Genomic DNA, 20,188 nt, shown 5'->3' with positions numbered 1-20,188 from the left:
GCTCTACCTTGAATAATATTGAATGACGAGAACGAGAAGTGTCTCGGTTTTCACATGAAACGTTATGATAAAACCGATTTTTAGAAAGAGAATTGTAGTTAATTTTCATGTGAATACGGAGAGATAAACGCGCCATTAGCCCTTTATTAGCGACTTTCTCCCCTTTAATCCCCAAGGTTTACTGGTCTTTGCTGAATCGTTGCCAGTTAGTGATCTACCTCATTTTTTGTGGTAAATTTACGGCCCTTGAGATCGGCTCTATACCTGTATCATTTGAGTAGATGATGGAATGAAGGTAGAAAATACGCTTTATCCATTGCCTGCGATCAAATTTCCGCCACACAAAGCATGTATACTGTGTCCGTTTTCATGGATGAGTTGTGTTGTCCAAGCGATAAACGCCGTTTGGACAACACAATTACTGTGTCATGAATCTGTATTAACGCTGTAAGAGCATAAGGGCAATCTTGTTGCTCACCTCGATTAGCTTGTTGTTTTATTACAGACATCGAGCACTAATAATTGTGATTACAGCAACAATTGTCCCTTGGTTAAAAGCTCGACCGGAGAGAACCCTACATGAAAAAGACCAAAATCGTTTGTACGATTGGACCAAAAACTGAATCAGTAGAAATGCTGACCAAGCTAGCTGATGCTGGCATGAACGTAATGCGTCTGAACTTCTCACACGGTAACTTTGACGAACACGGTACGCGTATCGCAAATCTTCGTGAAGTGATGAAGAACACTGGTAAGCAGCTGGCAATCCTGCTCGATACCAAAGGCCCTGAAATCCGCACTATCAAACTAGAAGGCGGCAACGACGTTGCTCTAGTTGCAGGCCAAACGTTCACTTTCACAACTGACGCATCAGTAGTGGGTAACTCAGAGCGCGTTGCTGTGACTTACACCGGTCTTTCTCAAGACCTGAACGCTGGCAACATCATCCTTGTTGATGATGGTCTGATCGAAATGGAAGTACTGGAAACCACAGAAACTGAAGTTATCTGTAAAGTACTGAACAATGGCGATCTGGGTGAAAACAAAGGCGTTAACCTACCAGGTGTTTCAGTTAACCTTCCTGCACTGTCTGAAAAAGACAAGAGCGACCTAGTATTTGGTTGTGAGCAAGGCGTTGACTTCGTTGCGGCTTCTTTCATCCGTAAAGCATCTGACGTTAAAGAAATTCGTGAAATTCTTGCTGCTAACGGCGGCGAGAGCATCCAAATCATCTCGAAGATCGAAAACCAAGAAGGTGTAGATAACTTCGATGAGATCCTTGAGCTGTCTGACGGCATCATGGTTGCTCGTGGTGACTTGGGCGTAGAGATCCCTGCTGAAGAAGTTATCTTCGCGCAGAAGATGATGATCGAGAAATGTAATCGTGCACGTAAAGTTGTTATCACTGCAACTCAAATGCTGGATTCAATGATCAAGAACCCACGTCCAACTCGCGCTGAAGCGGGCGACGTTGCGAACGCCATCATGGATGGTACTGATGCAGTGATGCTTTCTGGTGAAACCGCTAAAGGTAAATACCCAGTAGAAGCAGTAACTATCATGGCGCAAATCGCTAAGCGTACTGATTCAGTACTGAAAGCTGAGCTGGGTTCACGTCTAGACAGCGCTCGTCTACGCATCACTGAAGCAGTATGTAAAGGCGCAGTAGACACCGCTGAGAAGCTGGGTGCTCCACTGATCGTTGTTGCAACTGAAGCGGGTAAATCTGCACGTTCAGTGCGTAAATACTTCCCAACTGCAAACATCATTGCAGTGACCACTAATCCAAAAACTGCTGCGCAGCTGTGTCTAAGCAAAGGCATCACGCCTGTTGTTGTTGACCAGTACGAAAGCACTGACGAATTCTACCGTCAAGGTAAAGAAATCGCTCTGGAATCTGGTCTGGGCGCGAAAGGCGACATCGTTGTTATGGTTTCTGGCGCATTGGTTGCTTCAGGTACCACTAACACTTCTTCTGTACACGTTCTGTAATAGGCGTTTACTGAAGCTGAAAAAGGAGCCGATTGGCTCCTTTTTTTATGCCTGTAAGAGGCTAGGAAAAGCAGGTAGAGAGCGGCCCTTGCCCTCAGAACCGCTTTCAGACCCCAAAAAAAAACCGACAGCTTTCACTGTCGGTTTTAATGTTCAAATCGCTCTTTTTTCTGGCACTTAGCGCTTACTGACGCAGTGCTCGCTCACCGCGTGCAATACCCACCACACCGCTTCGCGCGACTTCGATGATGTCAGTGACGTCTTTCATTGCTGAAATGAAGGCATCAATCTTTTCGCTGGTTCCGGCTAGCTGAACCGTATACAAGGAGTTGGTGACATCAACGATCTGACCACGGAAAATGTCAGCAGTGCGTTTCACTTCAGCACGCGCAAAACCCGTTGCTTTCACTTTTACCATCGCCAGTTCACGTTCGATGTGCTCAGACTCAGTCACGTTGCTGACTTTCAGCACATCAATCAGCTTATGTAGGTGCTTCTCGATTTGCTCACGTTCAGAGTCTTTCACCACCGTTGTGGTAATGTTGAGACGAGACAGAGTGGGATCATCTGTCGGTGAAACGGTCAAAGATTCGATGTTATAACCGCGCTGAGAAAATAAACCAACAACACGAGACAATGCGCCTGGTTCGTTCTCCATCAAAACCGATAAAATACTGCGCATTACGTTCTCTCCGTCTTACTCAACCACATTTCATTCATCGCACCGCCTCTTACCAGCATTGGGTAAACGTGCTCAGTTTCATCAACGCTGATATCGAAAAAGACCAATTTGTCTTTCATCGCCAATCCACGCGCCAGCTCACTTTCCAGCTCAGCAGGGTCGTTAATGCGAATACCTACATGGCCGTAGGCTTCTGCAATGGCCGCGAAATCAGGCACCGAATCCATGTACGATTGTGAGTGGCGGCCTTGATAAATCATGTCCTGCCACTGCTTCACCATACCGAGGAAGCGGTTGTTAAGGTTGATAATCTTAACGGGAATGTCGTATTGCAATGCGGTTGACAGCTCCTGGATGTTCATCTGGATACTGCCATCACCAGTGACACAAATCACTTCAGCATCTGGAAGCGCGAATTTCACACCCATGGCTGCTGGCAGGCCGAAGCCCATGGTGCCGAGACCGCCGGAGTTGATCCAGCGACGTGGCTTATCAAACGGGTAATACAGGGCCGCAAACATTTGGTGCTGACCCACATCGGATGCCACGTATGCATCACCATTAGTCAGCTTATAAACGGCTTCAACCGCCTGTTGCGGCTTAATGCGCTCATTGTTGGTTTCATACGCCAAGCACTTGCGATCACGCCATACTTTGATGTTACTCCACCAAGCGTCAATCGCTGCAGCATCGTTCGTGCCGCCTTGCTCGGTCAGGAGCTTGAGCATGTTGCTCAGTACCGTATCTGCCGAACCAACAATCGGGATATCCACGGAGATCGTTTTCGAGATGCTCGACGGGTCGATGTCGATATGCATGATCTTGGCATTCGGACAGTATTTTTCGACGTTATTGGTCGTCCTGTCATCAAAACGCACACCAATACCAAAGATAAGGTCAGAATTATGCATTGCCATGTTGGCTTCGTAGGTGCCGTGCATGCCAAGCATACCTAGCGCTTTGTCACCCGTACTCGGATAAGCCCCTAAGCCCATCAGTGTACTGATAACCGGAATATTTAACGTGTCTGCCAGCGTTTTAATTTGCTCGCCACATTCAGAGATAATGGCTCCGCCACCCACATAAAGAACTGGCTTTTTCGCCTCAAGCAGGGCTTTTAAGCCACGCTTGATTTGTCCTTTGTGACCTGTGGTCGTCGGGTTGTACGAGCGCATAGACATGCTATCCGGATATTCATACGGAAATTTATTGGCAGGGTTAAGCATATCTTTTGGCAGATCAACAACCACAGGACCAGGACGGCCAGTCGATGCGAGATAAAAGGCTTTTTTGATGATTTTCGGAATGTCTTCCGCATTTTTCACTAGATAGCTGTGTTTTACGATAGGGCGCGAAATACCCACCATGTCACATTCTTGGAAAGCATCGTTACCAATCAGGTTACTCATCACCTGACCGGAAAGCACAACCATAGGAACGGAATCGTAATACGCAGTCGCAATACCTGTGATCGCGTTGGTTGCGCCGGGGCCAGAGGTAACCAGTACCACGCCCACTTCACCGGTTGCACGGGCATAACCATCTGCCATATGCACTGCTGCTTGCTCGTGGCGAACGAGCACATGCTCTATGTCGCTTTTTTCGTGTAGAGCATCGTAGATATCCAGCACTGATCCGCCTGGATAACCAAAAATATGTTTCACGCCTTGGTCGATCATTGAACGAACGACCATGTCGGCTCCGGATAACATTTCCACTATACGCCTCCATGTATGCATAGTATTAGGACTTATTTTTAGCCTATTGATAGGTATCGGAATTTACTGTTTCATCGCCGATATCCCATTCCAGCTATGCCTTTGATTCCGGTCGTAACAGGAATCAAAACAGCAATTTTCAACCCACTCCTGAGAGTGTATCGAATACGACCAACTTTAACGCTTTGTTAGCAAATCTGTCTATTGGTTAACCGAAATTCCCATTAAAACTCTATCTGATGAACTTTTCATCAGCAAAGACTCTGTTACAGCTTGCCATAGTAGCATCTCCCGCTGAAATACGACCAATAGACAACATTTAGTGTTCGAAATGTGTCACCTTGTCGTGATGTAAAACATCAAATTTTACGAACTTAGAACGAAAAGTGGATCAAGCCGTCCGTAAAGTGCAGTTTTTTAGCGTTCGCATCAGAAATAAGACAGGATGAAACATGAGGATTATCCGCAGCCTAACTCCAGATAAAGCAAAGCCCAGCGATATTCTCGCTGGGCTTGTTTGTTACATAGACAAAAGCAACGTCAAGATGCTTGTTTATCGTATTCAGTTCGAATTACATGTGCTTTTTGTACATGGCTTCGATTTGTTTTTTGTAACGTTCAAGGATCACTTTACGTCGCAACTTCAGCGTCGGTGTTAGCTCTCCCGTTGTCATTGAGAATTCTGAAGGTAACAGGGTGAATTTTTTCACCTGCTCAAACTTCGCTAACTCTTTTTGCAACTCGGTGATCCGCTTTTCAAACATTTCAACCACGTCGCTATGTTTAATCAGATCCATGCGATCGTGATACTTAATATTGAGCTCTTTCGCCCAGCTTTCCAGCGTTTCAAAGCAAGGAACAACGAGTGCAGACACAAAGTGGCGTGCGTCTGCAACGACCGCAATTTGCTCGATAAAGTGGTCTTTACCCAGTTTGCCTTCAATCACTTGAGGTGCAATGTATTTGCCGCCAGACGTTTTCATCAACTCCTTGATGCGATCGGTAATGAACAAGTTACCTGCAGCATCAATATGACCGGCATCTCCGGTTTTTAAGAAACCGTCTTCGGTAAAAGTCTCGGCGGTTTCTTTTGGCTTGTTGAAATAGCCACGCATGACCATTGGGCCGCGAACCAAAATTTCATTGTTTTTGCCGATCTTCACTTCAGCACCAGGCATCGCCAAACCGATTGAATCGGGGTCAAACGTTGCATTGTCCCAGCATGAAACCGTCGCCGTGGTTTCGGTCATGCCATAACCTAGCTTCACGTTAATGCCAATCGCGTGGAAAAAGCGGCCAATCGCAGGCTCAAGTTTTGCGCCACCACACGGCATCATTTTGATCTGACCACCGAGTAATTGGCGCAGTTTGCTCAATACCAATTTGTCTGCCGCGCGATACGCCGCTTTTAGCGGAGCCGACGGTTTTTTGCCCTGCTGAATACACGTTGCCATTCTATTGCCAATGGCAACAGCGGCATGGAACATGCCTTTTTTCACCGGGCTCGCCGTGGCGACTTTCTCATGCACGGCACTGTAGATCTTCTCGTAGAAGCGCGGCACAGCACACATCACGGTGGGTTTTACCTCTTGCAAGGCTTCGCGCACCATGGATGTGTTAGACAAGTAACAGTTGGTTGCGCCGTTATGCAGCACAAACAAGGTCCAGCAACGCTCAAACACGTGGGACAACGGCAAAAAGGCTAACGAGACTTCATTTTCAGAAATCGACAATACTTTATCATGGCTTTCAAGTTGAGCAGCAAAGTTGGCGTAATCCAACATCACGCCTTTGGGTTCGCCCGTTGTGCCTGAGGTGTAAATCAGGGTTGTCAAATCATCCATCGCCGCCTCGGCAATGCGCGTTTGAAGCTCTTGCTCAACGTTGTCGTTCCCAAGCGCCATAAACACTTCCCAGCTCATTCCCATAGGGTGGCCGGCAAAATCCACGTTTTCACTGAAACTGATGATATGTTCAAGCGTCGGGCATTGCTCAGCAATGGCCATTGCAATATCTGCATGCGCTTGATCGCCAACAAACATGATGCGTGCTCCCGCATCCTTAAGAATGTAAGCCGTTTGATCTGGCGTGTTTGTTGGGTAAATTGGCACAGGCACACAACGAATTTGCAGTGCTGCCATGTCCGCAATGGTCCACTCTGGGCAGTTATTCGCAAAGATAGCGATTTTGTCTTGCACAGCAAGGCCTGAAACCAACATCGCTCGCGATATATCGTCGATGCGCTGACCAAATTGACGCCAGCTGATATCGCCCCAACCTTTCCCTGTTTGGAAACGCAATGCGGTTTTGTCTCCCTGCGCTTTTACCTGCTCACGGATACGATTAACGATATGAAATTTCAGCGCCATTCAATTCTCTCTCAGCACATCTTATGCTCCGCAAGAACACCTCGCGAAACATCAAAAAAATGAGCTAACACTTGTAAGCTCAAACTAGGTATGCAGTGTAATGACTCCCACATCAATTACAAGAAAAAGCGCCTGAGAAACGCTCAAAAAGCGAACAATAAATATTAAGAACAGTGTTCATTTAAGGGTACACGTGTTCTCTCAATTGCTGAGCAAGTTGTAACAAGACGTATCAAGGTGACAAGAAAAAACGGTAGGTATGCAAAAAGCCGACACAAGGTCGGCTTTGGCGGGAAATTGGCAAATGAATGCTGAGGAATTAGCTCAACGAGTTGCCGCAAATCGACAGCAGTTGATCACGCATCCAGAGGTGACCTTTGTCTTTTTCTGCGGATGCATGCCAGCTTAAATAGCCACTAATGCGGTTGTTTTCCAATGGTAATGGAAGCGTCTTAAGATTATTTTCATGCTGACCCGATTCCACCATCCAGCGCGGGGCAACCGCCACGAGTTCAGATTGGCTCACCACGTACAAAATATTGCTTAAACTCACGCCTTGGTAGGCTTCACGGTAACGACCATCACGATAAAATCCTTCAGCATAGCCGAGCATTTCACCGCTGTGCTTCAGCACGGCATGTGCTTCATTGAGCAGTGCTTTCGCGGTAATGGTGTCACCTAAGCGCGGGTGATTTTTGTTTACCACCACGACCAGCTCGTCGTTAAACATTTCGGTACTCGAAAAGCCTGCTTCACCAAAACGTAGGTAATCAATCACAAAATCGATTTCCTGATAGCGAAGCTTGCGCGAAATATCGCGGTCAAATTCAGTTTCGACCTGAACATTAATCGCCGGTGCAACGCGACTGATTGAGTTCAAGATTTGTGGAACAAAACGCATGTCTGACGGGCTGCAAATGGCCAGTCGGAACGTTCGGTTGCTGGTTTCAGGAACAAACACTGACGTTGGCAGTTCGTTCTTGATCAACTGTATGGCTTGACGAATAGGGCCAAATAGCTGGCGTGCACGCTGAGTGGGTTTAATACCACGGCCGTTACGTACGAACAGCTCATCGTTAAACATCACTTTCAAACGCGCCACTGCGTTGCTCACTGCAGGTTGCGACATACCCAAACTTTGTGCGGCACGAGTAATGTTCTGCTCTTGCATCACCGCATCGAATACTGTGATCAGATTAAGATCGACACTTCTCAGCGTCGTATCAGCGCGATTTTCAGAATTATTCGTCGACTCTATATGCGTCATACCTAAACCTTGAACAAGGGAGTTTATGTGTAAACGTCGCCCATCAATACAAACGGCTTTCGCACCTAACAAAGGCGGTTACAAAGCGATTAGGCTGCCATGCCATCGAGCGCATTGGCTCGAGTTTGGATAACGGAACGTCAAACACGCATTCATGTCCCCATTGGTGATGAGTTTACTTACTGAAGCTGAACACACTTTGACGGGGACATAAACTTAGTAACATGACTGGCGAAAGATACCCCAGTAAATTGTTATAAAAACATGTTCACAGGAAGGAGTAAAAACCTAAAAAGAGACCCCATTTAACACCAAAAAAACAAAGAGATAGATCTAAAAACCACAATTGACTTAGTTGTTATTTACACATTCACAAGATCAATGCCGCTTGGCTTTCATATTTGACTCCGTAGAAATTTGCATGTTGAACATCGCCTGTTTCCGACGCTGACTCGGCCAGAAATCTGACAATAAATCGTTCACATGTTCTGGAAATTCCACCTGTGACCAGAGCGCTCGATGAAGCTCAGGCAAGGTGTCCATGTCGCCTATCTCAAGCCATTGAGCAATAGCTTTCGCCACTTCGGGGTATTTCACTCTCTGGCTATCTGAATGCGCTAACCATTGGCGGATCACTTTTACGTCTAAACTTTCCATGGTGCTTGCCAGCCCAAGCATGTCTAACGTGGTGACATTGCTTTGCTGCTCAAACTGACCGGTGAGTGGCTTAAGAAGTAACTTTTTGCCCAATGACAACGCTTCAGAAGGCAACTCAAATCCCCCATTAGCGATCACGCCATGACAAGCAAACAACGCCTGATGAAAATCGTTTTTGCTGAGCGGCCGAAGAGCAACATTTTTGGCTTGTTTCGCCTGCTGACAATCAGGGTGAAAACAAACAAACGGGGATGATAATGTCTGCAAGGTACTGACAACATGGTCGAGTTGCTCGAACGGCAAATACACCAGCACAGGCCCATTTTTTGATGATGATTGCGTTAATGACAAATCGATAATGGGCGGCAACACAGGCTGATTGAAGTGATACCAATGCAGGCCAATGTTTAATGCAGTTGGCGCAAAGAAACGCATAATGGCTTTATCTAACAGGCTTTGCCCTTGCTTGGGCACATCATAAATGAATGCTGACTGATGGCTGATTGAAAGCGAAGGCACATTTTTGCGCTTAGCAGCATGCGCAGTAATGGGCTCAAAATCTGAAATCACCAAATCATATTCCGATACATCCAGTGTTCGCACTTCCTGCAAAAATTGCCACAGGTTGTTATTTCGTGCTGTCTGAATCCGGTCAATTTTGCCTGCGCGACTGTAGAAGGTGAACCCACGTCGAACCGCGTAATCACCAAACACTGCCATATCGAAATATTCAGACTCTGGACGCCCCGAAAACAAAAATTGCACCTCTATGCTCGGGATGTCAGCGAGCGCTTTTGCCATCGCTCGCGCTCGTGAAATATGCCCGTTACCTGTTCCTTGCACGCCATAAAGAATTTTCATCGCAGCTCTCTTATTTTTAAACAGCCGATCCTGTGAAATTCGCATATTCGGAAAAGCGCAAAATCAGTGACGCACACCCTAGCCCCAATAGCGCGCCCACCAATACATCAGAAACGTAATGCACGCCGAGCAACACGCGTGAGGCTCCGATACTGGCTGCCCATGCCCAATAGACAACGCTGTAATCGGGATAGAAATGACTAAGAACCGCTGCCATCAAGAAAGCTGCTGACGTGTGGCCAGATGGCATGCTGTAAAGATCGGAAGGAACAATAAAGGCAGGAAGATGCTGCGGTCTTGCGCGGCGAAACACGCGTTTGAGCACCATAAACAGGGGCAACTCAATGGCAAAGGCTTGCAAACCACAAACAAGAAACGAAACACCTTTGTCGCCGGCGGTCAGTGCAAGCAAAGCACCGATAGCCAAATAAAGGTGTCCATCTCCGCTTTTGGACACCCAACGAAACACACGTGCAATGTCGGCACTGAATCGGTGGCTTAAACAAAGGGTGGATACGGCTAGATCCATCCGTTGGATGGTTACGAGACTGCGCATTCATCAACTCCATTTATTGACGTTACACAATCAGCGTAGAAGTGGGGAGTGACAATCCGGTGACGTTTTGCAGACGAGTTGATGAAACTTATGGATTGCAGAAAGGGTCGCGAGACCCCTTATCTCTCATCTTTTATCTCGACGCTCGTATCTGTTTTCTAGCTCAAACCTTCATGGCGTTTCACTTTGCCAAAATCCGCCAAAATGGCATAGGCCGCGGGGATCATGAACAACACTAGCAGGGTTGAGGTAAAGATGCCGAACACGATAGATATGACCAATGGCTTCACCACTTGCGCTTGCAAACTGGTTTCCAGCATTAAGGGCAAAAGACCAACCGCAGTCGTTAACGAGGTTAAGAACACCGCACGAAAACGCGCCTGACTGGCGCGCACCACGGCACTGTAAACATCGTCCCCTTCATCAAGATGATGGCGGATATATTGCACCAGCAAAATGGAATCATTCACCACTACGCCAGCCAGAGAAACAAAGCCCATCATACTTGGCATACTCAGTGGATGACCAAGCAGCCAATGCCCCCAAAGCACGCCAATCAGCGCCAGTGGGATCGCTATCAACACCACAAAAGGTTCAAGGTAGCTACGGAACTGGAAACTCAAGATGACGAAAATGCCAAACAGACCAAGAGCAAAACCAATGCCCATTGAACGCCCTGTTTCTGCCGAATCCTGACTTTGTCCTTCAAACAACACGCGCAACCCCGGATATTGCGTTTCCAAGCCGGGCACAACTTCTTCTTTTAGCCGCGCTAACACATCACCGATACTGACTTGGCTTTGCACCACGTCACCAAAAACGCTCAGAGTGCGAAGCCCATCAATGCGTTGAATGCGCACATAGTTACGCTGGTAATTGAGCTCTGCCACCGTCGAGAGTGGAATCAAGCTGCCATCTGGCAAGACAATGGGAAAGTTCGCCAACCCTTGCAGACTGCTAGCATCAGCACTGTCTAGCCGCACATCCACTTCGATCGACTCTGGCCCCACTTGAATTTCATCGGCGGTTTGCCCGAAATAGGCCGCCCGTAACTGGCGAGCGATCATCTGGCCATTAATGCCAAAACTTTCCGCGCCGGGACGCAGCGTTACTTTCACTTCTTCTTTGCCTGGGCGCATATCATCAAGCACACCCGATACACCCTGAAACTGTCCGATGAATTGCTGAATTTGCACCGATGCTTGTTTTAGTTCATCTAGGTCGTCGTGCTGCAATCGAATATCAAAATCTCTCCCGCCCGGCCCCATGGCGGGCTGTTTGTACACTAAGGAGATCGGTGCAGTCAGCACGCCCGTTTCTTTCTCCCACTCTGCGACAAAACCATCAATCAGAGTCTCCCGGATTTCCGCACTGAGCAAATCTAGGCGCACCGTCGCGATATGCTGCCCGCTTTCATCGGCGTCTGCATTGAAATTAAATTGCTGAGTGATGTGCTCTATCAGCGGTTGTCCTTGCTCATTATCTTCACTTAACCGTTCACTCACACGATTTGCAGATTCAATCAGCGTTGCCACCACGGACTCGGTTTGTGCGAGTGACGAGCCCGGCGGTAGGATCACTCGCGCTTCGGCAATGTCGCCATCCAATTCTGGAAAGCCCACAAAACGCAATGAACCCGATGCCAACAAGGCAAAAGAGATCAGCAACATAGCAAGTACACCGCCCACAAAGGCATAGCGCCACTCGACCGCTTTGGTCACTAAAGCCGCTAATCTGTGGGTACGGAAATGCTCAAATTTTTGGAGAAATTTTCGTTTAAAGGCAAGATCGGGCTTAGATTCTCCCGCTTTTGACAGGGACTGCTGCAAGTGATGCGGCAAAATGAGAAAGGCTTCAACAAGGCTAAGGGTGAGGATCAAGATCAGTACCATAGGGACAACTCGAAGTACCGCCCCCATTTCCCCTTGTAAGAAGATCAAGCTACCGAAAATACACACAGTGGTGAGATAAGAAGACACCACGCCCGGCATCACTTTCTTCACCCCGTTGACCACGGCATCTTCCAGCTTTTGTCCCCGATCAATATGAGAGGCAATGGACTCAGAGATCACGATAGCATCATCCATCATGATGCCGATTGCCATCAATAGCGCCACCAACGACATGATGTTAATGGAAAGCCCGAACTGCGCCATGAGAAAGAAACCGCCGAGGAAGGCAACAGGTAAACCCGCGGCGACCCAAAACGAGTAACGAAACGAGAAAAACAGCCACATAACGCCAAAGACAAGCAACACCCCTTGCCATGCGTTTCGCGCCATCATGGTGAGGCGATCCCACAGCAGTGACGAGAAATCATTGGTTAGGTTTAAGGTGACACCCGCCGGGGCAATGGCTTGTTCGTTCTCAACAAACTCCACCACTTTTTCTTTAATACGCAGCGCATCATCGGCTTTGTTTTTGCTGATTTTCAGCAGTGCTGATGGCTTACCATCAAACCAAACCTTCTGTTCATCTAGCTCAAAACGCTCTGTTAGCGTGGCGATATCCTGCAAGCGGATCACGCCGCCTTCACTGTCCGCTGCGACCACAATCAAACCCAAGGTATCTGCCGCAATGCGTCGCTGATCAAAACGGATCAGCAGGCTTTTGTCTGTCAGTTCGAGGTTACCACTGGGTAAGTTGATGTTTTGCGCGCTGACTTGGGCAGCAATATCTTCCACACTCAAGCCCAGTTGACGCATGGCACTTTCGCGTACTTCGATGCGTATTTGCTTGTCGGAAAATCCCGCCACGTTCACGAGCTGTACATCATATTGATGCTTAAGCTTTTGCTTTAGATCTTCTGCGTAGGCTTTTAAGCCAACCCAATCAGTTTCTGCGGCAATCGCAACATCAACCACGGGTTCATTCCAATCCAGCTCGCGCACCACGGGCGGTTCGATGTCACTGGGGAAATTATTGACAGCGTTGATTTGGGTTTGAATATCCACCAGCATGCGTGAAATATCGGCTTCGGCGTTGAGCTTGACCACCAAACTCGCAGCGCCTTCCACCGCTTCGCAGCGGGTTTCTTCAATATTGGAAAGCCCATCTACCGCCTCTTCCATCAACAGACAGATGTTTTGCTCTACCTGCTCTGGGCTCGCGCCGGGATAGACCACATTGGCAAGGATGTAAGGTGGCGCAAATTCGGGAAAGGTTTCGCGTTTAAGCTTGGATAATGACGTAAGGCCCAGCAAGATCAGCGTCAGCATCAACAAATTGGCGGCGGTAGGATGTCGCGCAAAGAAACGGATCATGATGCGATCTCTCCTGCTTCCTCGCTCGCTTGCCGCTCATCGATACGGTTTTCGTTATTCCCCGTTTCATCACGTTTTCGTCCGTCTACCGTGACCGCCTCTAACGCCATGCCCGGCACGGCAGGTAAGAGATCGTTGATAATAATTTGCAGGCCTTGTTTCAGATCACCCTCAATTGCCACTTGCTCTCCACGACGAAACACCACATTGACCGGCACAATGGCAAGCACTCCCTCTTCGAGCACGTAGATTTTATCGCCTCGCAGCGCTTGCTCAGGGATCACCCAATGAGCAATGGGCTGTCCATCAATCACGGCTTTCACGAACATGCCATTCACCAGGGTCGGCATGGCCGCAATGCCTGTTTGCTTTTCCTCGCTCAACGCAATTTCCAAAATCACGCCCACCGTGGCCTGATTGAGGTTCACGGTATCGCTAATGCGCGCCACATTGGCATCCCACTCTCGGGTAAACGAGCCGCTCGACAACGCAACACTAGCGCCAAGCTGATGGATTTTATTTTCAAAGCCACTGCCACTCGCGTCCACCAGCGTATCAAACACCGTTTGCATGTCGTGAATAGACACCTGCGCGTCCACTTCTACTGCTTCAAGGCCATGCGCCACCACCATGATTTGTTGAGGCGTGACGACTTGATCTTGCTCGATATTCACTTCCGCTATGCGGCTATCCACCGGAAGAACAATTTGGGTTTTCGCCAAATTGCGCTCAGCTTGCTCGAGAGCAAGGCGACTTGCGTCCAATTCCGCCTGTGTAATGCGCTTTTCGTCCGGCAAGACTTTTAACTGGCTCCGTAAATCTTGCACGCGTGATTGTTGAGATAAGAAGGCTTGCTGCTCGGCATCCAGATCGGATTGGGATGTGAGCCCTTTTTGGCGCAGATTCTTTTGGCGTGTCAGCTCATCTTTACTCAAGGTGAGACGGCGCACTTCAATGTCCAACGTGGCTTGCACATTAACGCTGTCTAAATCTAGCTTTGCGAGACGCGCCTCTTTAGCACTGACATCCGCTTGCGCCTGCGCAACGGCAAGTTGATAGTCCGTTGGGTCAATACGCAGCAATTCGGTGCCAGCGGGCAACACGCGCCCTTTCTCCAACGCTGGATTTCGATACGTCACTTTACCATTCACTTCCGCGATGGCTTGCCATGTTAGTTTCGGGGTAACGCGCCCAAACCCCGTCACTTCAGGGGCGATGTCTATCTGGGCTAGCGTCATCACATCCACTGCGCGCGCTTTTGATTGTGCGGGTTTAACGGGAATATCCGGTCGTGATGTAATGGCAATAAAGAGCACCAAAACACCGATCGCCAAGGCTGGGAAGAAAAGCAGTTTTCGGCGCAGTGACATCAAGTTTGACCTCCATTTCCAACAACACGATTTATACAAGGATCAATACTACGTTGGAACATAGAGCTTTTCTCTCAATTTACAAAACATTGCATTGCTAAAGTATCAATTTGTGACAAACCGGACTGATGCTAACAAGGCAAGCGCGCCCCCTTGTTGGCGCGTGTGTCCTACGTCAATACAGATATACCCAAGCAAGCTCAAAATGCAGGATTTAAAGCCTCAAAACCCAGTTGCTGATTAAGTCACCATGTCGCCTTAAATTCTAGTTAGTGAAAAAAACCAATTAACAACACTAAAAGCAGTGTTTTACACCACAGTTAACAGTATGAGTAACGCATTCTTGTTATTTTGTATTTTGATATTGACGTTTTAGTGAACGGTTTGGTATTCCTTTGTACAGACCTTATTAGGAAACTGTAAAAATGATGATGCGTATTTTCCTCCTAGACCTTCTACTCCTCGTGAATTTCTCGCGCGGGTAGGTCATGGACTGAAGATAACATCCACCAAGACTTACGAAACCCGCGCCAAGTGCGCGGGTTTTTTTGTATTACCTGCCAGCGGTGCGGATCACTATTATCACTATCAGTCAGTAGCTAAAAAACTGTTCACGATATGGGTATTCAACGGCAAGAGAGGGAACGACCATGAAAGACCGAGTCATCATATTTGACACCACCTTACGTGACGGCGAACAAGCGCTGTCAGCCAGCCTGACTGTGAAAGAGAAGTTGCAGATCGCACTGGCGCTCGAACGTCTCGGTGTTGATGTGATTGAAGCGGGTTTTCCAGTTTCAAGCCCAGGCGATTTTGAATCGGTGCAGACCATTGCCAGAACGATCAAAAACAGCCGTATTTGTGGCTTGTCCCGCGCAGTTAATAAAGACATTGATGTCGCAGCTGAGTCGTTAAAAGCCGCCGAAGCGTTCCGCATCCATACGTTTCTCTCTACCTCTACCATTCACGTACAAGACAAATTGCGTCGCAGCTATGACCAAGTGGTCGAGATGGGTGTCAACGCCGTTAAACGTGCGCGTCGCTATACCGACGATGTCGAGTTCTCGTGTGAAGATGCAGGTCGCACCCCAATTGACAACTTGTGCCGCATGGTAGAAGAAGCTATCAAAGCAGGCGCAACCACGGTGAATATTCCTGATACCGTTGGCTACACCGTACCGGGTGAATTTGGTGGCATTATCGAAACCTTGTTTAACCGTGTACCAAACATCGACAAAGCCGTGATTTCAGTTCACTGCCATGACGACTTGGGCATGTCGGTCGCGAACTCGATTGCCGCAGTGCAAGCTGGTGCGCGTCAAATCGAAGGCACAATTAACGGTATTGGTGAGCGTGCAGGTAACTGCGCACTGGAAGAAATAGCCATGATCATCAAAACCCGCAGTGAATTGCTGGGCGTGGATACAGGCATCAACCATAGCGAAATCAGTCGTACCAGTAAGATGGTCAGCCAACTTTGCAACATGCCGATTCAATCCAACAAAGCGATTGTCGGTACCAATGCCTTTAGCCACAGCTCAGGTATTCACCAAGACGGCATGATTAAGAACAAGAACACTTATGAAATCATGACCCCTCAGTCAATCGGTTTGGGTCAAAAAGCCCTGAACCTGACCAGCCGTTCGGGTCGCGCTGCGGTGAAGAACCACATGGACACCATGGGCTACAGCGATACTGAATACGACTTGGATAATCTGTATCAAGCATTTTTGAAGCTGGCCGACCGAAAAGGACAGGTTTTCGATTATGACTTGGAAGCACTGATGTTCTTCAATAACCTACAAGAAGAAGACGACTTCTATAAGTTGAAGTACCTGAGCGTGCAAAGTGGTAGCGTGAAAGCCACCGCCACCATCAGCTTGCAGTGTGGCGACGAAGAAGTCAGTGACGCCGCCATCGGTAACGGCCCAGTAGATTCCTTGTACCAAGTTATCTACCGTATTACGGGTTACGAAATCGTGCTGGACAAGTTTGACCTAACCGCCAAAGGCGAAGGGGAAGACGGTCTAGGACAAGCTGACATTATCGCGAATTATAAAGGGCGTAAGTACCACGGTACGGGCGTTTCAACCGACATTATTGAAGCATCGGGACAGGCGCTACTGCACGTCATCAACAGCATTTATCGTGCTGACCGCATCGCTCAAATCAAAGAACAAGCAACATTTAAAACGGAGACAGTGTAACCATGGCAGGTACGTATAAGATTGCCGTTCTACCGGGAGACGGTATTGGCCCAGAAGTGATGCAACAAGCCCATAAAGTGCTGGATGCAATCAGTGAAAAGTTCGATATCACCTTTGAAAAAAATGAATATGACGTCGGTGGTATTGCCATCGACAACCATGGTTCGCCACTGCCTGACGCGACCTTAAAAGGTTGTGAAGCTGCCGATGCCGTGCTGTTCGGTTCGGTCGGCGGCCCAAAATGGGAAAATCTGCCACCAAACGAGCAACCAGAGCGTGGCGCACTGCTGCCACTGCGTAAGCACTTCCAACTGTTTTGTAATCTTCGCCCTGCGCAAATTCATGCAGGTCTTGAAGCATTTTCGCCACTGCGTGCTGACATCTCTGAGCGCGGTTTCGATATCGTGGTTGTCCGTGAACTGACGGGCGGCATTTACTTTGGTCAACCAAAGGGCCGCGAAGGCTCTGGCGCTGAAGAACGTGCATTTGATACTGAAGTTTACTATCGCTACGAAATCGAACGCATTGCCCGCATCGCGTTTGAATCGGCACGTCTTCGCCGCAAAAAAGTCATGTCTGTCGACAAAGCTAACGTGCTGCAAAGCTCGATTTTATGGCGCGAAGTGGTGGAAGAAATCGCCAAAGACTACCCAGATGTAGAGCTTTCACACATCTACATCGACAACGCGACCATGCAGCTGATCAAAGACCCGTCGCAGTTTGATGTGATGCTGTGCTCGAACATCTTTGGTGACATCATCTCTGATGAGTGCGCGATGATCACAGGCTCAATGGGCATGCTGCCATCAGCCAGCCTCAATGACAGTAAGTTTGGTTTATACGAACCAGCAGGCGGCAGTGCACCGGATATCGCAGGTAAAAACATCGCTAACCCTGTGGCACAAATCCTGTCTGCGGCATTGATGCTACGTTATAGCTTGGGCGAAGAAGATGCAGCGCTCGCTATCGAAAATGCGGTAAGCAAGGCATTAGAAGCTGGCGAACTGACTGCTGATCTGGCTGGCAACACCACCCCGCTGACGACATCGGAAATGGGTGATAAAATCGCCGCGTATGTTCGCGAAGCATAAAATAAGAAAGGATTCTTCCCGTTAGTCTTAGATCTCGTCGCCAACGCCGCTGCGAGTCTCAAGACAACAGGGAAAATAAGGAAGAAGCAATGTCTGCAAAAACACTCTACGAAAAAGTCTACGACGCCCATGTGGTGGTTGCAGCCGAAGGTGAAACCCCTTTGCTGTACATTGACCGTCACTTGGTGCATGAAGTCACCTCGCCGCAAGCGTTTGATGGTTTGCGTGAAAAAGGTCGTCCGGTGCGTCAGGTGTCAAAAACCTTCGCCACCATGGATCACAACGTCTCGACCCAGACCAAAGACATCAATGCCTCTGGCGAGATGGCAAAAATCCAAATGGAAACCCTCGCGAAAAACTGCGAAGAGTTTGGCGTCACCCTTTACGATTTGAACCACCCGTATCAAGGCATCGTTCATGTCATGGGGCCGGAACTGGGTATTACCCTACCGGGTACCACCATTGTTTGTGGTGATTCCCACACCGCAACCCATGGCGCATTTGGTTCATTGGCGTTTGGTATTGGCACCTCAGAAGTTGAGCATGTATTGGCAACCCAAACCTTGAAACAAGGCAGTGCCAAGACCATGAAGATTGAGGTCAAAGGCAAGGTTGCTGATGGCGTCACCGCCAAAGATATCGTTCTCGCCATTATCGGCAAAGTCGGCCATGCCGGTGGTACGGGCTACGTGGTCGAATTCTGCGGTCAAGCGATTGAAGATCTGACCATGGAAGGCCGTATGACGGTTTGTAACATGGCAATTGAGCTAGGCGCGAAAGCGGGCTTGGTGGCTCCTGATCAAACCACATTCAATTACTTGCAAGGCCGCAAATTCTCGCCAACGGGCGCGGATTGGGATGCTGCTGTCGAGTACTGGAAGACGTTAAAAACTGACGATGACGCAGTATTTGATGCGGTTGTCACGTTAGATGCAGCTGAGATCACCAATCAAGTCACTTGGGGTACAAATCCAGGTCAAGTGGTGGGTATTAACGGTGTGGTTCCTGCTCCAGAGAGCTTTGCCGATCCGATTGAGCGTCACTCTGCAGAGCGCGCGCTGAAATACATGGGTATCGAAGCGGGTCAGAAAATTACCGACATCACCATCGACAAAGTCTTTATCGGCTCTTGCACCAACTCACGTATCGAAGACATGCGCGCGGCAGCGGCTGTTGCTAAAGGCCGCAAAGTGGCCGCTGGCGTTCAAGCGCTGGTTGTACCGGGCTCAGAGCAAGTGAAAGCCCAAGCGGAATCAGAAGGCTTGGATAAGATATTTATCGAAGCTGGGTTTGAATGGCGCTTGCCCGGTTGTTCTATGTGTCTGGCGATGAACAACGATCGCTTAGGGCCAAAAGAGCGCTGCGCATCCACCAGTAACCGTAACTTCGAAGGCCGTCAGGGTCGTGAAGGCCGTACTCATCTGGTTAGCCCAGCCATGGCCGCCGCTGCCGCTGTCGCCGGTCACTTTGTTGACGTAAACAGCTTCGACATTCAGAGCGTATAAGGAATCACCATGTCAGGAATTAAACAACATACTGGTCTGGTGGCACCACTGGACGCGGCGAACGTCGACACCGACGCGATCATTCCAAAGCAATTTTTGCAGAAAGTAAATCGCACGGGTTTTGGTAAGCACCTATTCCACGATTGGCGTTTCCTCGATGAAGCCGGCACACAGGACAACCCTGAGTTTGTGCTGAACCAGCCTCGCTACAAGGGCGCGAGCGTTTTGCTTGCTCGTGAAAACTTTGGTTGTGGTTCATCGCGCGAGCACGCCCCTTGGGCACTGGCCGATTTTGGCTTCCAAGTGATGATTGCACCCAGCTTTGCCGATATTTTCTACGGTAATTCCATCAACAACCAGATGGTGCCAGTGCAATTAACAGAAGCGGAAGTTGACGAGTTGTTTGCGTTTGTTGAAGCCAACGATGGGGCAGAAATCGCCTTGGATCTGGAAGCGCAAACGGTGACTGCGGGTGACAAGGTCTATTCGTTTAAAATCGACGATTTCCGTCGTCATTGTTTGCTGGAAGGTCTCGATAGCATTGGCCTGACACTGCAACATGAAGACAAAATTGCCGAATACGAAGCGAAGATCCCGGCGTTTTTGGCGTAAGCCACTCGGCACTAAAAGAGTATAACTGCTATAAAAAC

13 protein-coding genes are annotated in these 20,188 nt (G+C 48.6%); 5 read left to right on the top strand and 8 right to left on the bottom strand.

Features of this window, described 5'->3' with window-relative positions:
* The first annotated feature begins 579 nt into the window (after nt 1–579).
* The gene (pykF, locus tag AB8599_RS01775) at nt 580–1,992 is read left to right on the top strand and encodes a pyruvate kinase PykF (RefSeq protein ID WP_407332106.1); all 1,413 of its coding nucleotides are present in this window, start codon (nt 580–582) and stop codon (nt 1,990–1,992) included.
* Between the two features lie 184 nt (nt 1,993–2,176).
* On the opposite strand, the gene ilvN is transcribed toward pykF, so the two are convergent.
* From ilvN to AB8599_RS01735, 8 genes are all read right to left on the bottom strand, one after another.
* Nucleotides 2,177–2,674: an acetolactate synthase small subunit gene (ilvN, locus tag AB8599_RS01770; protein ID WP_407332105.1), complete on the bottom strand. Its 498-nt coding sequence runs from the start codon at nt 2,672–2,674 to the stop codon at nt 2,177–2,179.
* Nucleotides 2,674–4,392, bottom strand: a complete 1,719-nt coding sequence (locus AB8599_RS01765; RefSeq protein ID WP_407332104.1) for an acetolactate synthase 3 large subunit — start codon at nt 4,390–4,392, stop codon at nt 2,674–2,676. The genes ilvN and AB8599_RS01765 overlap by 1 nt, the downstream gene beginning before the upstream one ends.
* A 572-nt stretch (nt 4,393–4,964) precedes the next feature.
* Complete coding sequence (locus AB8599_RS01760) at nt 4,965–6,761, bottom strand: AMP-dependent synthetase/ligase (RefSeq protein WP_407332103.1); 1,797 nt, start codon at nt 6,759–6,761, stop codon at nt 4,965–4,967.
* A gap of 319 nt (nt 6,762–7,080) precedes the next feature.
* Entirely contained in the window at nt 7,081–8,028 is a 948-nt protein-coding gene (gene leuO / locus AB8599_RS01755) for a transcriptional regulator LeuO (RefSeq protein WP_407332102.1), read from the bottom strand.
* A 378-nt stretch (nt 8,029–8,406) separates the two neighbouring features.
* Nucleotides 8,407–9,546: an MJ1255/VC2487 family glycosyltransferase gene (locus AB8599_RS01750; protein WP_407332101.1), complete on the bottom strand. Its 1,140-nt coding sequence runs from the start codon at nt 9,544–9,546 to the stop codon at nt 8,407–8,409.
* A gap of 16 nt (nt 9,547–9,562) precedes the next feature.
* On the bottom strand, nt 9,563–10,102 hold the full coding sequence (locus tag AB8599_RS01745) for a phosphatase PAP2 family protein (protein WP_407332100.1): 540 nt from the start codon (nt 10,100–10,102) through the stop codon (nt 9,563–9,565).
* A gap of 158 nt (nt 10,103–10,260) precedes the next feature.
* Nucleotides 10,261–13,365: an efflux RND transporter permease subunit gene (locus AB8599_RS01740; RefSeq protein ID WP_407332099.1), complete on the bottom strand. Its 3,105-nt coding sequence runs from the start codon at nt 13,363–13,365 to the stop codon at nt 10,261–10,263.
* Nucleotides 13,362–14,735, bottom strand: a complete 1,374-nt coding sequence (locus tag AB8599_RS01735) for an efflux RND transporter periplasmic adaptor subunit (RefSeq protein ID WP_407332098.1) — start codon at nt 14,733–14,735, stop codon at nt 13,362–13,364. The genes AB8599_RS01740 and AB8599_RS01735 overlap by 4 nt, the downstream gene beginning before the upstream one ends.
* Nucleotides 14,736–15,385: 650 nt before the next feature.
* On the opposite strand from AB8599_RS01735, the gene leuA reads away from it, so the two are divergent.
* From leuA to leuD, 4 genes are all read left to right on the top strand, one after another.
* Nucleotides 15,386–16,942, top strand: coding sequence for a 2-isopropylmalate synthase (leuA, locus tag AB8599_RS01730; protein ID WP_407332097.1), 1,557 nt, complete (start codon nt 15,386–15,388; stop codon nt 16,940–16,942).
* A gap of 2 nt (nt 16,943–16,944) precedes the next feature.
* Nucleotides 16,945–18,033, top strand: coding sequence for a 3-isopropylmalate dehydrogenase (leuB, locus tag AB8599_RS01725; protein WP_407332096.1), 1,089 nt, complete (start codon nt 16,945–16,947; stop codon nt 18,031–18,033).
* A gap of 89 nt (nt 18,034–18,122) precedes the next feature.
* Nucleotides 18,123–19,538: a 3-isopropylmalate dehydratase large subunit gene (leuC, locus tag AB8599_RS01720; RefSeq protein ID WP_407332095.1), complete on the top strand. Its 1,416-nt coding sequence runs from the start codon at nt 18,123–18,125 to the stop codon at nt 19,536–19,538.
* 9 nt (nt 19,539–19,547) lie between these two features.
* Nucleotides 19,548–20,150 (top strand): 3-isopropylmalate dehydratase small subunit, encoded by a 603-nt coding sequence (leuD, locus tag AB8599_RS01715; protein ID WP_407332094.1) that lies wholly within the window; start codon nt 19,548–19,550, stop codon nt 20,148–20,150.
* Nucleotides 20,151–20,188: the final 38 nt, after the last annotated feature.

The organism is Enterovibrio litoreus (assembly GCF_045679545.1).
GTDB lineage: Bacteria > Pseudomonadota > Gammaproteobacteria > Enterobacterales > Vibrionaceae > Enterovibrio.
The sequence above is the reverse complement of the archived record's forward strand: the minus strand, read 5'-3'. Positions and strand labels throughout refer to the sequence as shown.

Coding starts and splice junctions, on each gene's coding strand:
- pykF (WP_407332106.1), top strand. CDS start 580: ATGAAAAAGACCAAAATCGTTTGTACGATTGGACCAAAAACTGAATCA.
- ilvN (WP_407332105.1), bottom strand. CDS start 2,674: ATGCGCAGTATTTTATCGGTTTTGATGGAGAACGAACCAGGCGCATTG.
- AB8599_RS01760 (WP_407332103.1), bottom strand. CDS start 6,761: ATGGCGCTGAAATTTCATATCGTTAATCGTATCCGTGAGCAGGTAAAA.
- leuO (WP_407332102.1), bottom strand. CDS start 8,028: ATGACGCATATAGAGTCGACGAATAATTCTGAAAATCGCGCTGATACG.
- AB8599_RS01750 (WP_407332101.1), bottom strand. CDS start 9,546: ATGAAAATTCTTTATGGCGTGCAAGGAACAGGTAACGGGCATATTTCA.
- AB8599_RS01745 (WP_407332100.1), bottom strand. CDS start 10,102: ATGCGCAGTCTCGTAACCATCCAACGGATGGATCTAGCCGTATCCACC.
- AB8599_RS01740 (WP_407332099.1), bottom strand. CDS start 13,365: ATGATCCGTTTCTTTGCGCGACATCCTACCGCCGCCAATTTGTTGATG.
- AB8599_RS01735 (WP_407332098.1), bottom strand. CDS start 14,735: ATGTCACTGCGCCGAAAACTGCTTTTCTTCCCAGCCTTGGCGATCGGT.
- leuA (WP_407332097.1), top strand. CDS start 15,386: ATGAAAGACCGAGTCATCATATTTGACACCACCTTACGTGACGGCGAA.
- leuB (WP_407332096.1), top strand. CDS start 16,945: ATGGCAGGTACGTATAAGATTGCCGTTCTACCGGGAGACGGTATTGGC.
- leuC (WP_407332095.1), top strand. CDS start 18,123: ATGTCTGCAAAAACACTCTACGAAAAAGTCTACGACGCCCATGTGGTG.
- leuD (WP_407332094.1), top strand. CDS start 19,548: ATGTCAGGAATTAAACAACATACTGGTCTGGTGGCACCACTGGACGCG.